The sequence below is a fragment of the Bacteroides sp. 43_46 genome, assembly GCF_001915455.1.
Taxonomy (GTDB): Bacteria; Bacteroidota; Bacteroidia; order Bacteroidales; family Bacteroidaceae; genus Bacteroides; species Bacteroides caccae.
This window is the reverse complement of sequence record NZ_MNQN01000031.1, coordinates 1-13,548: the sequence shown is the minus strand read 5'-3', so window position 1 is coordinate 13,548 and position 13,548 is coordinate 1. Positions and strand designations below refer to the sequence as shown.

14 protein-coding genes, 1 tRNA gene and 1 pseudogene are annotated in these 13,548 nt (G+C 42.0%); 11 read left to right on the top strand and 5 right to left on the bottom strand.

From position 1 onward, the window contains the following. Positions 1 to 13: 13 nt before the first annotated feature. A tRNA-Thr gene (locus tag BHV72_RS03110) sits at positions 14 to 87 on the bottom strand. 308 nt (positions 88 to 395) lie between these two features. Here BHV72_RS03110 and BHV72_RS03105 point away from each other — a divergent pair. From BHV72_RS03105 to BHV72_RS03080, 6 genes are read left to right on the top strand one after another with little or no spacing between them, the layout of a single operon-like run. Further along, positions 396 to 953 (top strand): DUF4199 domain-containing protein, encoded by a 558-nt coding sequence (locus BHV72_RS03105; RefSeq protein WP_122134658.1) that lies wholly within the window; start codon positions 396 to 398, stop codon positions 951 to 953. Beyond that, positions 954 to 1,904 carry a glycosyltransferase family 2 protein gene (locus tag BHV72_RS03100; RefSeq protein ID WP_005677545.1) on the top strand — a complete coding sequence of 317 codons (951 nt, stop codon included), beginning with the start codon at positions 954 to 956 and terminating at the stop codon, positions 1,902 to 1,904. Positions 1,905 to 1,924: 20 nt separating this feature from the next. Then, positions 1,925 to 2,479, top strand: coding sequence for a DUF6452 family protein (locus BHV72_RS03095; RefSeq protein ID WP_122264538.1), 555 nt, complete (start codon positions 1,925 to 1,927; stop codon positions 2,477 to 2,479). After that, on the top strand, positions 2,412 to 3,212 hold the full coding sequence (locus tag BHV72_RS03090; RefSeq protein WP_005677542.1) for a DUF6048 family protein: 801 nt from the start codon (positions 2,412 to 2,414) through the stop codon (positions 3,210 to 3,212). Before BHV72_RS03095 ends, BHV72_RS03090 begins: the two co-directional genes overlap by 68 nt. A gap of 6 nt (positions 3,213 to 3,218) precedes the next feature. Next, a complete protein-coding gene (locus BHV72_RS03085; protein ID WP_022041393.1) occupies positions 3,219 to 3,800 on the top strand; it encodes a manganese efflux pump MntP in 582 nt (193 codons plus the stop codon). 36 nt (positions 3,801 to 3,836) lie between these two features. Further along, entirely contained in the window at positions 3,837 to 4,853 is a 1,017-nt protein-coding gene (locus BHV72_RS03080) for an FAD:protein FMN transferase (protein ID WP_005680314.1), read from the top strand. Positions 4,854 to 4,998: 145 nt separating this feature from the next. Here BHV72_RS03080 and BHV72_RS03075 read toward each other — a convergent pair whose 3' ends face one another. After that, positions 4,999 to 5,370 carry a DMT family protein gene (locus BHV72_RS03075; protein ID WP_005677539.1) on the bottom strand — a complete coding sequence of 124 codons (372 nt, stop codon included), beginning with the start codon at positions 5,368 to 5,370 and terminating at the stop codon, positions 4,999 to 5,001. A 15-nt stretch (positions 5,371 to 5,385) separates the two neighbouring features. Further along, complete coding sequence (locus tag BHV72_RS03070; RefSeq protein ID WP_055170279.1) at positions 5,386 to 6,132, bottom strand: PP-loop family protein; 747 nt, start codon at positions 6,130 to 6,132, stop codon at positions 5,386 to 5,388. 183 nt (positions 6,133 to 6,315) lie between these two features. Between BHV72_RS03070 and BHV72_RS03065 the strand changes: the two genes are divergently transcribed. From BHV72_RS03065 to BHV72_RS03050, 4 genes are all read left to right on the top strand, one after another. Then, positions 6,316 to 7,737: a tetratricopeptide repeat protein gene (locus BHV72_RS03065; protein ID WP_005677537.1), complete on the top strand. Its 1,422-nt coding sequence runs from the start codon at positions 6,316 to 6,318 to the stop codon at positions 7,735 to 7,737. Between the two features lie 15 nt (positions 7,738 to 7,752). Then, a complete protein-coding gene (locus BHV72_RS03060) occupies positions 7,753 to 8,223 on the top strand; it encodes an NfeD family protein (protein ID WP_005677536.1) in 471 nt (156 codons plus the stop codon). Positions 8,224 to 8,245: 22 nt separating this feature from the next. Continuing rightward, positions 8,246 to 9,247 (top strand): flotillin-like protein FloA, encoded by a 1,002-nt coding sequence (gene floA / locus BHV72_RS03055; protein ID WP_005677535.1) that lies wholly within the window; start codon positions 8,246 to 8,248, stop codon positions 9,245 to 9,247. A gap of 157 nt (positions 9,248 to 9,404) precedes the next feature. After that, the gene (locus tag BHV72_RS03050; protein WP_005680311.1) at positions 9,405 to 10,283 is read left to right on the top strand and encodes a nucleoside phosphorylase; all 879 of its coding nucleotides are present in this window, start codon (positions 9,405 to 9,407) and stop codon (positions 10,281 to 10,283) included. Between the two features lie 136 nt (positions 10,284 to 10,419). Here BHV72_RS03050 and BHV72_RS03045 read toward each other — a convergent pair whose 3' ends face one another. Both BHV72_RS03045 and BHV72_RS03035 read right to left on the bottom strand, forming a co-directional pair. Then, positions 10,420 to 11,079: an NAD(P)-dependent oxidoreductase gene (locus BHV72_RS03045; RefSeq protein ID WP_122134662.1), complete on the bottom strand. Its 660-nt coding sequence runs from the start codon at positions 11,077 to 11,079 to the stop codon at positions 10,420 to 10,422. An 80-nt stretch (positions 11,080 to 11,159) separates the two neighbouring features. Beyond that, positions 11,160 to 11,948, bottom strand: a pseudogene (locus BHV72_RS03035) (response regulator). Between the two features lie 201 nt (positions 11,949 to 12,149). Here BHV72_RS03035 and mnmE point away from each other — a divergent pair. Beyond that, on the top strand, positions 12,150 to 13,547 hold the full coding sequence (mnmE, locus tag BHV72_RS03030) for a tRNA uridine-5-carboxymethylaminomethyl(34) synthesis GTPase MnmE (RefSeq protein WP_286854472.1): 1,398 nt from the start codon (positions 12,150 to 12,152) through the stop codon (positions 13,545 to 13,547). The last annotated feature ends 1 nt before the right edge of the window (position 13,548 follow it).

The following is a 13,548-nucleotide window of genomic DNA, read 5'->3' as shown; positions in this document are numbered from 1 at the left end:
CATCCTTCTTTTGAGCCTCTTGTCGGATTCGAACCAACGACCCCGAGATTACAAATCACGTGCTCTGGCCAACTGAGCTAAAGAGGCGGGTGGGTAAGCTTACTATAGCGCCGCTACAACCAACTACCTTTGCTGCGATCAAGCCCTGGAGGATTCGAAGGGAGCTGGCCGTATAGGACTTACCCGTTTTGCGGTTGCAAAGGTAGACATTTTTATTGATTCTGCAATAGGTGCAAGAAACTTTTTTCACCAGCCAACAACTAACCGGCTACATTTCAATCAATTAAAATCATAAAAAAAATATTCAGACAGTAACTTTTGTAGCTTTATTAACTTTAACAACCATATTTCCCCTACCAACCGAGATTATTTGTACCTTTGTGCGCAATTTATAAATGATGATGACAGAAAACAGAAGTTATTTACAAAAATATGCCATGCACTTTGGCACGTATATGGGAATCTATTGGATATTGAAATTCATATTATTTCCGTTAGGATTTCATATACCCTTCCTTTCATTATTATTCGTAATCCTGACGCTGGCAGTGCCCTTCATCGGTTACCACTACGTGAAGATGTATCGGAATAAAATCTGCGGAGGAAGTATCCAGTTTTCTCATGCAGTACTCTTTACTATATTTATGTATATGTTCGCTTCTTTGTTGGTAGCTGTGGTACACTACATTTATTTCCAATTCATAGACCATGGCTTCATCGTCAATTCTTACATCCAACTTTGGGACGAGTTAATGACCAACACTCCTGCCCTGGCAGAAAACAAAGATATTATAAAAGAAACGATAGATACCGCCCGTTCACTCACCTCAATCAACATTACTATGCAATTACTGTCATGGGATGTGTTTTGGGGCAGTCTTCTGGCTATCCCTACCGGACTAATGGTCATGAAAAAAGCCAAACCGGAAAACAACGGACTGTCTCAATCGTAATTGGATATATCAGTTGTAGTCCCATTATTCAATGAAGAAGAGTCACTACCCGAACTCTACGCTTGGATAGAACGGGTAATGCAAGCCAACGGATTCTCATTCGAAGTGATTTTCGTTAACGACGGAAGTACAGACCGCTCATGGGAAGTGATAGAAAAACTCAAAGCCCAATCGGACTGTGTGAAAGGTATCAAGTTCCGCCGTAACTATGGTAAATCACCTGCACTCTATTGCGGATTTGCAGAGGCACAGGGTGATGTGGTTATCACTATGGACGCCGATTTGCAAGATAGTCCGGACGAGATCCCCGAACTATACCGGATGATTACGGAAGACGGCTACGATTTGGTTTCGGGCTGGAAACAGAAAAGATATGATCCAATATCAAAGACATTGCCGACCAAGCTATTCAACGCCACTGCACGCAAAGTCTCGGGCATCAAGAATCTGCACGATTTTAACTGCGGGCTGAAGGCCTATCGCAAAGAGGTCATCAAACATATTGAAGTCTATGGTGAGATGCACCGTTATATCCCTTATCTGGCAAAGAATGCCGGATTCAAGAAAATCGGTGAAAAGGTGGTACACCACCAGGCACGCAAATACGGAACAACCAAATTCGGACTGAACCGCTTTGTTAACGGATACTTGGACTTGCTTTCTCTTTGGTTCCTTTCCAAGTTCGGAATCAAGCCCATGCATTTTTTCGGTCTGCTAGGTTCACTGATGTTTCTCATCGGAATGATATCCGTTATCATTGTAGGTGTAAGCAAGCTATACGCCATGTACAACGGTCTCCCCTATAGACTGGTGACCGATTCTCCCTATTTTTATTTGTCACTCACGGCTATGATTATAGGTACACAACTGTTCCTCGCCGGATTCTTAGGCGAACTGATCTCGCGTAACGCACCGGAACGGAATAACTATCAGATAGAAAAGAAAATTTGATTCACATTCAACCATTGATTATGAAGAATTTAATTCGTATCTTTCTCATATTACTAATTGTCGGTGGTGCTATCAGTATCCACAGTTCGTGCTCGGACGAAAACGACTGTTCGTTGGCAGGACGACCGATGATGTATTGCACATTCAAGTCCATTGACAAAACTCTCGTTCCAAACGTTATAGCAAATGACACACTCGATTCATTAACTATTACAGCATTAGGAACTGACTCTATTATTCTAAATAATGAGAAGAAAGTTCACAAAGTGATGTTACCATTACGATATACCAGCGATTCTACTATATTTATTCTCCGGTATGACCCTGTACGTAATTGGGATAACGCAGACACTTTATACATTGTGCAACAGAACACTCCCTATTTCCAGTCTATGGAATGCGGATATATGATGAAACAGAACATCATCAGCGCCAAGTTTGGAAATAAAACAAACAGTGCGGAAACAATAGATTCTATCTATTTACGAAATAAAGAAGCCAATACAAATGAAATTGAGAATCTACAAATATTCTTTATATACCGAGAGCGGACACCTGACGAAGAGACTAATTAGTCTGCTTCTGCTCTTTTGTATTGGGCTTCCGTTGATAGCACAGCAGCAACGCCCGGTCCATACACCCAAAAGAGATCAGAAGAAAAAGGAAGTTACCGAGATAGATACAATTCCGTTCTATAACGGGACGTATGTAGGTGTAGACTTATACGGCATCGGAAGTAAACTTCTGGGTGGTGACTTTATGAGTTCTGAAGTAAGTATAGCAGTCAACCTCAAGAACAAATTCATCCCGACAGTTGAGTTTGGTATGGGAGGCACAGACACATGGAGCGAAACAGGTATACACTATAAAAGTAAAGCAGCCCCTTTCTTCCGCATCGGTGTGGATTACAACACAATGGCAAAGAAGAAAGAGAAAAACAGTTATCTGTATGCAGGTATCCGTTATGCGTTCAGTTCATTCAAATACGATGTATCGACCCTGCCGGCAGATGATCCGATATGGGGGGACAACATCGGTAATCCCAGTCTCGGAGACGACTACTGGGGAGGAAGTATCCCGTTCAATCATCCGGGAATGAAAGCCTCCGTACAATGGTTGGAAATCGTATTAGGAGTTAAAGTACGCATTTACAAGAACTTCAACATGGGCTGGTCGGTACGCATGAAATATAAAACCAGCGCTTCTACGGGAGAATACGGAGATCCTTGGTATGTGCCCGGCTACGGAAAATATAAATCGAACAATATGGGAATCACTTATTCCCTCATTTATAAACTACCTCTTTAGAATATAATGACAGGACTAGAGATTTGGCTGCTTGCAATAGGTTTGGCGATGGACTGTTTCGCTGTTTCGATTGCAAGCGGTATTATTTTAAAACGTACCCAATGGAGACCGATGCTGGTCATGGCTTTCGCCTTCGGATTTTTTCAGGCTCTCATGCCTTTCATCGGCTGGATGTTCGCCAAGAGTTTCAGTCACCTGATAGAAAGCGTAGACCATTGGATCGCTTTTGCTATTCTTGCCTTTCTAGGCGGCAGAATGATTTTCGAATCTTTCAAGGAAGAAGAATGTTGCCAGCTATTTAATCCCACCAAGCTGAAAGTAGTATTCACAATGGCGATAGCGACAAGTATTGACGCACTGGCAATCGGCATTTCCTTCGCCTTTCTGGGAGTTCAAGATTATACTCAAATCCTCTCTCCTATTTGTATCATCGGACTTGTTTCATTTGTCATGTCGCTCATCGGGCTGATCTTTGGTATCCAATGCGGCTGCGGGATTGCCCGAAAGTTAAAAGCAGAACTATGGGGAGGTATCATTTTAGTCATCATCGGACTAAAAATATTGGTTGAACATTTATTCTTTCAATAAAAAGAAAAAGTTTCTCATCAAAATATAGAAAAGCGTATGAAAACAAAGAAAAGTTTCCTTTGGCTAGCGTTCCTGATTCTGGCAACCATTTGGATATTAGCCAGACACAATCAGCAAGCAAACTATTACAATATCAAAGGGCTTGTATTCGGAACAGTATACAACATCACCTACCAATATGACAGTGACTTGAAACCAGAGATCGAAGCAGAACTGAAACGTTTCGACTTTTCATTATCTCCGTTCAATGACAGTTCCGTAATCAGTCGTGTAAATCGTAATGAAGAATTAGTGACAGACAGTTTCTTTCAAAAATGCTTCAACCGTTCCATGGAAATCTCCCGTGAAACCAAAGGTGCTTTCGACATAACCATAGCCCCACTGGCCAACGCCTGGGGATTCGGATTCAAGAAAGGAGCTTTCCCGGACTCATTAATGATAGATAGCCTGCTGCAAATCACCGATTATGAAAAGGTGAAACTAGAAAATGGAAGAGTTATCAAACAAGATCCCCGCATCATGTTAAGTTGCAGTGCGGTTGCCAAAGGGTATTCGGTGGATGTCATCGCCCAACTGCTCGACCGGAAAGGAATAAAGAATTATATGGTAGACATAGGCGGAGAAGTGGTAGTAAAAGGGGTTAACCCCAAAAACAACTTATGGCGTATCGGCATCAACAAACCGATTGACGACTCCCTATCCGTGAGACAAGACTTACAAACGGTACTCGACCTCACCGACCTCGGTATGGCTACCTCCGGCAACTATCGTAACTTTTACTATAAAGACGGAAAAAAATACGCTCATACGATTGACCCCAGAACAGGTTATCCGGTGCAACACAATATCTTATCTGCCACAGTAATCGCAGAAGACTGTATGACCGCCGATGCGCTGGCTACCGCCTTTATGGTAATGGGACTGGAAGAAGCCGAAACATTCTGCAAAGCAAACCCCAAGATTGACGCGTACTTTATTTATAGTGGAGACAACGGAGAATTTAAGACTTACTATACGGAAGGGATGAAAAAATACATAACTACTCCCCAATAAAAAGACAACGAAAATATACGAATAAATTAGAGGCTCTATTTTATGCAAATAGAGCCTCTATTTATATAAAACAGACGCTCTGTTTGGGTAAAACAGAGCCTCTAATTTTCAAACATTCATATCGGATTTGACAAACAATATCTTTTCACTTCATAAACACAAAATACACTGCCGCTATCAGGCAAACGAATGCAGCCAAATGATTCCAGTGCAGTGCCTCTCCTTTAAAAAAAACAGTAGTAAACACCGTAAAGATGACAAGAGTTATCACTTCCTGAATCACCTTTAACTGCATCAATGTAAACGGGCCTCCATTACCGATAAACCCGATACGATTCGCCGGTATTTGACACGAATACTCAAAAAAAGCAATTGCCCAGCTAAAAGCAATTACACCTATCAACGGAAGAGAAGCAAACCAAGTATATTCCTGTTTCATCTTCAAGTGACCGTACCAAGCAAAAGTCATAAAGACATTGGATACGATAAGCAACAAAATTGTATATATTCCTTTCATAACAACCGATTTTAATTAATCTATTTTATCCGGTAATAATTCTTCCTGTACATTCGTCATGCTTCCCCAAAGACTGTAACGGGCCTCCGGATTCATCTCCTCCAGTTGCCGCAAAATCCCTTTCATATCGCTCCGGCTGGATTGTGATTCGTAAGGGCAATTCTTTACTTGCTTCTGATAACTGTGTAAAGCCGCCAACTCTACCAAGTCAGCTTCGTGGACCAAACACATCGGACGGATAATCGTCATATCAAACTTCTTCATCACCAAACGGGGAGGCATGGTGCTAAATGCTCCCTGATAAGTGACATTCATCAGCAATGTTTCCAGAATATCATCCATGTGATGCCCCAAGGCTATCTTATTACATCCATGCTCTTTGGCAACTGTAAACAAAGCTTTCCGGCGATTCCACGAACAAAGGAAACAGGGAGACTTACGTGTATCGGTAGCCGGATCGAAGGCTGTCTCATATTGTACAAAAGGTACTCCATACGCTTCACAATGCGCTTTCAAATATGCCGTATCACTCTGATAAGGGATATTTTTCATCACCACATGAACTGCGACAACCGAAAAGCGAGGTTTATAGATACGTACACGCTTACCCAGCAATTCGACAAGCGCCAACGAATCTTTCCCTCCCGACAGTCCGATAAGGATTTTGTCTCCTTCTTCTATCAGTCCATATTGCACCACTCCTTTACTGAACCGCCTTTCAACGCGGCGAATGGTTTTCTCTTCTTCCGTAAATTGTGTCATATCTTCAAAAATCGGCTGCAAAAGTAAGCGAAAAGAATGATTTAAAGAAGAATTAACATAATAGAATCGCCGAAAAAGGGTTTATTTCTAATAAATTTGTACTTTTGAACAATTGATAAATTGACTGTTGACCGAAAACGATACCGTTTTCTACCAAACCGTCACTCATAAACGCTAAGAACGATGAAAAGAAAATATATTTTATTTCTAATTTGCAGTTTCTTCCTTGGAGGAGTTTCTGCGCAAACACTGGAACAGGCACGCACCTTATTCACTAAAGGTGACTACGAGAAAGCCAAGCCTGTCTTTAAGAAATATGCTAAATCCCAACCGTCCAATGGTAATTATAATTACTGGTATGGCGTATGTTGCCTGAAAACAGGAGAAGCTGAAGAAGCTGTGAAACCTCTCGAAATGGCTGTAAAGAAACGGGTAGCCAGCGGACAGCTTTATCTGGGACAAGCTTACAATGACACGTACCGTTTTGAAGATGCAGTGAACTGCTTCGAAGAATATATCACCGACTTAAAGAAACGAAAACGCCCTACCGAAGAAGCTGAAAAGCTGTTAGAGAAAAGCAAAGCCGATCTCCGTATGCTGAAAGGCGTAGAAGATGTCTCCATTATCGACAGTTTTGTGGTAGACAAGTCTACTTTCCTGAATGCTTATAAAATTAGCGAAGAATCAGGTAAGCTGTTTACTTTCAACGAGTTCTTCAAAACTGAAGGCGATAACCCGGGAACAGTCTACGAAACCGAAATCGGAAACAAAATCTATTATAGCGAAAAAGGCGAAAGAGGAAATCTGGATATTCTTTCAAAAAATAAGCTGTTAGATGAATGGAGTAACGGACGTCCGTTGCCCGGCAGTATCAATGATTCCGGAAACGCCAACTATCCGTTTGTTATGGCAGACGGTGTTACTATTTATTACGCAAGCGACGGTGAAGGGCTGGGAGGATATGATATCTTTGTCACCCGTTACAATACGAACACCGATACGTATCTTGTACCGGAGAATGTAGGGATGCCGTTTAATTCTCCCTACAATGACTATATGTACGTGATCGACGAATATAATAATCTGGGTTGGTTTGCTTCCGACCGTTTCCAACCGGAAGGAAAGGTCTGCATCTATGTATTTATCCCCAACAATTCAAAGCAGACCTACAACTATGAAGCTATGGACCAGCAGCAAATGATTCGGTTGGCACAGATTCATTCGTTGAAAGAAACATGGAAAGATAAAAAGGCAGTTGCCGAAGCACAACAACGTTTGGAAGCCGCTATGAGCCATAAGCCGCAGGAACGCCGGATTGCAGATTTCGAGTTTGTGATTGATGATAATACGACTTATTATCTTCTGAAAGATTTCAAATCGGCCAAGGCCAAACAACTCTTCCAACGTTACCAGCAAATGGAAAAAGACTATCGTCAGCAAGAAGAAAAACTCAATAGCATGCGGCTACGTTATGCAACCGGCAATAAACAGGAAAAAACAATATTGACTCCGGCCATTCTTGATTTGGAAAAGAGAATATTGCAAATGTCCGGCGAACTGGATGCTCTTGAAATAAATGTACGAAACGCGGAAAAAACAAAATAATAATAACTCTGAACTATGGATATACTTATTATCACCGTTCTCATTATCGCCGCAGTAATACTGTTTCTGGTAGAACTGTTTGTCATACCCGGTATTAGTCTGGCAGGAATCTCTGCACTGGTTTGCATCATTTATGCCAATTACTATGCATTTGCCAATCTAGGTATGGCAGCGGGATTCATTACCTTGGGAATATCAGGAGTAGCCTGCATCGGGTCGCTCGTCTGGTTCATGCGGTCGAAAATGCTCGACAAACTGGCTCTGAAAAAAGATATTGATTCTAAGGTAGACCGTAGTGCAGAGGATAGCGTAAAGGTAGGCGATACCGGTATCAGTACCACCCGCCTGGCACAAATCGGTTATGCAGAAATCAACGGAAACATCGTGGAAGTGAAGTCGATAGATGGCTTCCTCAACGAAAAGACGCCGATTATCGTAAGCCGTATCACCGACGGTACAATTATGGTTGAGAAACACAGAAAATAATATTCACTTAATAAAAACATCAATGGAATCATCTTTCTACTTGCCTATCTTTCTGATAGCCGGAGGTATTATCTTCCTGATAATATTTTTCCATTACGTGCCGTTCTTCCTTTGGTTGTCGGCAAAAGTATCGGGAGTCAACATCTCACTGATACAACTATTTCTAATGCGTATACGTAACGTTCCGCCGTATATCATCGTGCCGGGAATGATTGAAGCCCACAAAGCGGGATTGAAAAACATCACCCGCGATGAGTTGGAAGCCCACTATTTGGCCGGAGGACACGTTGAAAAGGTTGTTCATGCGCTGGTATCCGCATCGAAAGCGAATATCGAGCTACCTTTCCAAATGGCTACCGCTATCGACCTTGCAGGTCGTGACGTATTCGAAGCCGTGCAAATGTCTGTAAACCCGAAAGTTATCGACACACCTCCCGTTACGGCTGTTGCCAAAGACGGTATCCAGTTGATAGCCAAAGCACGTGTTACCGTACGTGCCAATATCCGCCAGTTGGTCGGTGGTGCAGGTGAAGATACGATTCTTGCCCGTGTAGGCGAAGGTATTGTTTCGTCTATCGGTTCTTCCGAAAATCATAAGTCAGTACTCGAAAATCCGGATTCTATCTCCAAACTCGTGCTTCGCAAGGGATTGGATGCAGGAACGGCTTTCGAAATCCTGTCTATCGATATTGCGGATATTGACATAGGTAAGAACATCGGCGCCGCTTTGCAGATTGATCAGGCTAATGCGGACAAGAATATTGCGCAGGCAAAAGCAGAGGAACGCCGTGCAATGGCAGTCGCTTCCGAACAGGAAATGAAAGCCAAAGCGCAGGAAGCTCGTGCGAAAGTAATAGAAGCAGAAGCAGAAGTACCGAAAGCTATGGCAGAAGCCTTCCGTAGCGGTAATCTGGGTATCATGGATTATTACCGGATGAAAAATATCGAAGCAGATACTTCCATGCGTGAAAATATTGCCAAACCGGTAACAGGAAACACCGGTAATCAGCCGTTGAGCAAATAATTTATTATAAACGCCGGAACCCGGTTTCAATTCTGTTCCAAGATGTATGCTCTTTTTTCTGCGGAAAAAGAAAGATACCTCTTCCGAACTTAAATCCGGTTCCGGCGTTTGTATTTATAGATACAGTCTTATTGTAAAACTAAAACCTTTCAATAACATGAAAAAGTACTTTCCATCCTCTGAATTGATTATCAACGAAGACGGCTCTGTATTCCATCTTCACGTAAAACCTGAATGGTTGGCAGACAAAGTTATCCTGGTTGGTGATCCCGGACGTGTGGCACTCGTAGCTTCTCATTTCGAAAACAAAGAATGCGAAGTGGAAAGCCGCGAATTCAAGACAATCACGGGCACATATAAAGGTAAACGAATTACTGTCGTTTCTACCGGAATCGGTTGCGATAATATCGATATCGTAATGAACGAACTGGATGCATTAGCCAATATCGACTTCGAGACACGAGAAGAAAAAGAACAGTTCCGGCAGTTAGAGTTAGTACGTATCGGTACGTGCGGCGGTTTACAGCCAAATACACCGGTGGGAACATTCGTATGTTCGCAGAAGTCTATTGGTTTCGACGGATTATTGAATTTCTATGCCGGACGCAATGCTGTATGCGACTTGGCTTTCGAACGTGCTTTCCTCAACCACATGGGGTGGTCGGGAAATATGTGTGCTCCTGCGCCCTATGTTATTGATGCCAGCGAAGAATTAATTGACCGGGTTGCGAAGGATGATATGGTACGTGGCGTGACAATTGCCGCCGGAGGTTTCTTCGGTCCGCAGGGACGTGAGCTCCGTATTCCGTTAGCAGATCCGAAACAGAATGATAAGATTGAAGCGTTTGAATACAAAGGTTTCAAGATAACCAATTTCGAAATGGAGAGTTCCGCTTTGGCAGGACTTAGCCGGTTAATGGGACACAAGGCCATGACTGTCTGCATGGTAATAGCCAACCGCCTTATCAAAGAGGCGAATACCGGATATAAAAATACGATTGATACGTTGATTCAAACGGTGCTCGACAGAATATAAAAAACAACAAGATAATAACCACTTAATAAGAAATGGCTTGAATTATACATTGTGATATATATTCAAGCCATTCTTCTTCACTTATTGATTCACTTATATAATTTCCGACTGTTTACCGATTCGCTCCTTTCTTTAATCAATAACCAATCGTAAATCTCTCTTGATGATGTTGCGGATGTTCCAGTTCATCAATCATGGCGGCCGCATAATCCTCTACAGAAATATGGCTGTTCCCCACAATGTCCACAATCATGTCATCCTTTCCCAGACGATAACGTCCCGTACGTACTCCCGGTCGCATATCCGCTGCCGGAGAGAAAAACACCCAGTCCACTTCTTTCTCTTTCGTCAGGAACTTCAGATAAAACTCTCCCAAAGCTTTTACTCCGGGCAAAAGATTCTCGGGTACTTCACCGGAATCCATTAATCGCAAGCCGGGCGCAATAAACAATGAACCTGCACCGCCTACCATAAGAAAACGGTTGACTCCTGCTTTCTTCACTCCGTCAATAATAGTCAGATAGACTTTAATTGTCTCATCATATATATCGGGATTATTCCATCCCGGATTAAACGCACTGATAACGGCATCCGCCCCTTTACAAACTTCGTATACTTCTTCAAGAGAAGACACATCCGCCTTCGTCACTTTCAGATTCTCATTTTCTATCTTTATCTTTTCAGGGTGCCGAACCACGGCTATCACTTCAAAGCCACGGTTCAAAGTCTCATTCAAAAGAGCTGAGCCAACAAAACCACTCGCTCCGATGAGTACAACCTTCTTTACTTCCTTCATATTCCAACAAAATTAGAGTGTTATTATTATCTTAATAACACTACAATTTCCGGAATGTTGATTCCCTTTCAGAAAATTAATCAACCAATATAGGATTCTATCGTTTCTCTCAGTTTTTCCATGGAATAAGGTTTCGATATGACAGCGTTGCATCCTGCCTGAATAGCCTGCTACTCTGTATAAAATGCATAAGCCATTACAGCGATAATGGGTACCGCAAAAGACATAGTACAAATCTTTTCCATAGCCTGAATGCCGTCCATTACAGGCATACGAATATCCATTAATATCAAGTCGGGCTTTTCACGGATAAAGAATCTCGTGACTCATATTTGCTAGAAAAACAGACTTTAGCTTATCGGCGTCTTCTGCCACCGTTTCGTCTCAATCAATTCCCTCGAGCGACAAATCCGATCACTGATATCATGAATCAGGACCAGCACTTTATTCCCTTCAAAAGGAGCGATACTCATGGATATTGTGAATAAACAAATCATATACTTCCTTGGAATAGTTACGTTCACAGTATATGCCAGAAGTTTATCCGGATGTGTTTCATCATTTCCTTTATAAGAGAGAAAATGGTCTTCGAGCCAAATAACTTCCTTATGTTCTCCGATACAACGAACCCGTATCTGTGAAGTCTTTGATTCCGAGGTAAGCATTGCTGCAAAAGACTTTTGGCAAGCATCCATATCATCAGGATGAGCAAACCGATAGAAGTCATTAATATCCTTAAAAACCATTCCGGCTTCTTTTAATCCAAGTGTACGAAAATAATCATCCGTAAAACTGCATTTTCCCGTAGGGATATCATATTCCCACAAAATTATTTGATGCGCAGCAAGTAAAGAAAGTATCTTTTGCAAATTTTCTCTTACGATCTCACCATTTTCATTTAGTGAATATAAATTTGTACTGGCTCCATAGTCATGGTTATTTGTTTTGCATATTTTGTTGTGTACACTGCTGAACGCTGACAAATATGAACAAATAAAGTACAACTTGTCCCTAATCTTCTGTTTTTTACATAGAAACCCTTATCTTTGCCCATTCAAAAAGAAAATATAATGAACCAAGATACTATTTGTGCCATCGCTACTGCCCAGGGAGGAGCTATCGGAAGCATCCGTGTTTCCGGTCCGGAAGCCATTTCTATCACTAGCCGTATCTTCAAACCTGCAAAAGCCGGCAAACTATTTAATGATCAAAAGCCATACACGCTGACTTTCGGACGTATCTATGACGGAGAAGAAATCATTGATGAAGTACTCGTTAGTCTTTTCCGTGCTCCTCATTCTTACACGGGAGAAAATAGTACGGAAATTACGTGTCATGGTTCTTCTTATATCCTCCAGCAAGTAATGCAACTACTCATCAAGAACGGCTGCCGTATGGCTCAACCGGGAGAATACACACAACGTGCTTTCCTCAATGGGAAAATGGATTTAAGTCAGGCAGAAGCTGTTGCCGACCTGATTGCTTCTTCATCTGCCGCGACCCACCGTTTGGCAATGAGTCAAATGCGGGGAGGTTTTAGCAAAGAACTGACAGACTTGCGTAACAAGTTGCTGAACTTCACGTCCATGATTGAACTGGAACTGGATTTCAGTGAGGAAGATGTGGAATTTGCCGACCGTTCGGCATTACGGAAGTTGGCCGATAAAATTGAGCAAGTTATTTCCCGACTAGTCCATTCGTTTAGTGTAGGCAATGCTATCAAAAATGGTGTTCCTGTTGCCATTATCGGTGAGACAAATGCTGGAAAATCGACCCTGTTGAATGTACTATTGAATGAGGAGAGGGCAATTGTCAGTGATATTCACGGAACAACGCGCGATGTCATCGAAGATACGATTAATATAGGAGGCGTCACCTTTCGATTCATCGATACTGCCGGAATCCGTGAAACAAATGATACAATTGAAAGTTTGGGCATTGAACGTACTTTCCAGAAACTGGATCAGGCAGAGATTGTTCTTTGGATGATAGATTCTGTGAATGCTGCTTCTCAAATAGAACAGTTATCTGAAAAAATTATTCCTCGTTGCGAAGAAAAACATCTGATTGCAGTATTCAACAAAGCTGATTTGATTGAAGAAAAGCAAAAGGAGGATTTACTAACTTTACTAAAAGACTCCTCAAAAGAATATACAGAGTCCATTTTCATATCAGCCAAACAACGGGGGAACACGGAAGAACTTCAAAAAATGCTCATTAATGCAGCTCACTTACCCACAGTAACGCAAAACGACATTATTGTAACAAACGTAAGACATTATGAGGCATTAAGCAAAGCACTTGAAGCAATCCATAGAGTACAAGACGGACTTGATTCTCAAATCTCCGGAGACTTCCTTTCGCAAGATATACGGGAGTGCATTTTCTTCATTTCAGACATAGCCGGTGAGGTCACAAATGACATGGTACTTCAAAATATCTTTCAGCATTTTTGCATCGGCAAGTAAG

Coding starts and splice junctions, on each gene's coding strand:
- BHV72_RS03105 (WP_122134658.1), top strand. CDS start 396: ATGATGATGACAGAAAACAGAAGTTATTTACAAAAATATGCCATGCAC.
- BHV72_RS03095 (WP_122264538.1), top strand. CDS start 1,925: ATGAAGAATTTAATTCGTATCTTTCTCATATTACTAATTGTCGGTGGT.
- BHV72_RS03090 (WP_005677542.1), top strand. CDS start 2,412: ATGAAATTGAGAATCTACAAATATTCTTTATATACCGAGAGCGGACAC.
- BHV72_RS03085 (WP_022041393.1), top strand. CDS start 3,219: ATGACAGGACTAGAGATTTGGCTGCTTGCAATAGGTTTGGCGATGGAC.
- BHV72_RS03080 (WP_005680314.1), top strand. CDS start 3,837: ATGAAAACAAAGAAAAGTTTCCTTTGGCTAGCGTTCCTGATTCTGGCA.
- BHV72_RS03075 (WP_005677539.1), bottom strand. CDS start 5,370: ATGAAAGGAATATATACAATTTTGTTGCTTATCGTATCCAATGTCTTT.
- BHV72_RS03070 (WP_055170279.1), bottom strand. CDS start 6,132: ATGACACAATTTACGGAAGAAGAGAAAACCATTCGCCGCGTTGAAAGG.
- BHV72_RS03065 (WP_005677537.1), top strand. CDS start 6,316: ATGAAAAGAAAATATATTTTATTTCTAATTTGCAGTTTCTTCCTTGGA.
- BHV72_RS03060 (WP_005677536.1), top strand. CDS start 7,753: ATGGATATACTTATTATCACCGTTCTCATTATCGCCGCAGTAATACTG.
- floA (WP_005677535.1), top strand. CDS start 8,246: ATGGAATCATCTTTCTACTTGCCTATCTTTCTGATAGCCGGAGGTATT.
- BHV72_RS03050 (WP_005680311.1), top strand. CDS start 9,405: ATGAAAAAGTACTTTCCATCCTCTGAATTGATTATCAACGAAGACGGC.
- BHV72_RS03045 (WP_122134662.1), bottom strand. CDS start 11,079: ATGAAGGAAGTAAAGAAGGTTGTACTCATCGGAGCGAGTGGTTTTGTT.
- mnmE (WP_286854472.1), top strand. CDS start 12,150: ATGAACCAAGATACTATTTGTGCCATCGCTACTGCCCAGGGAGGAGCT.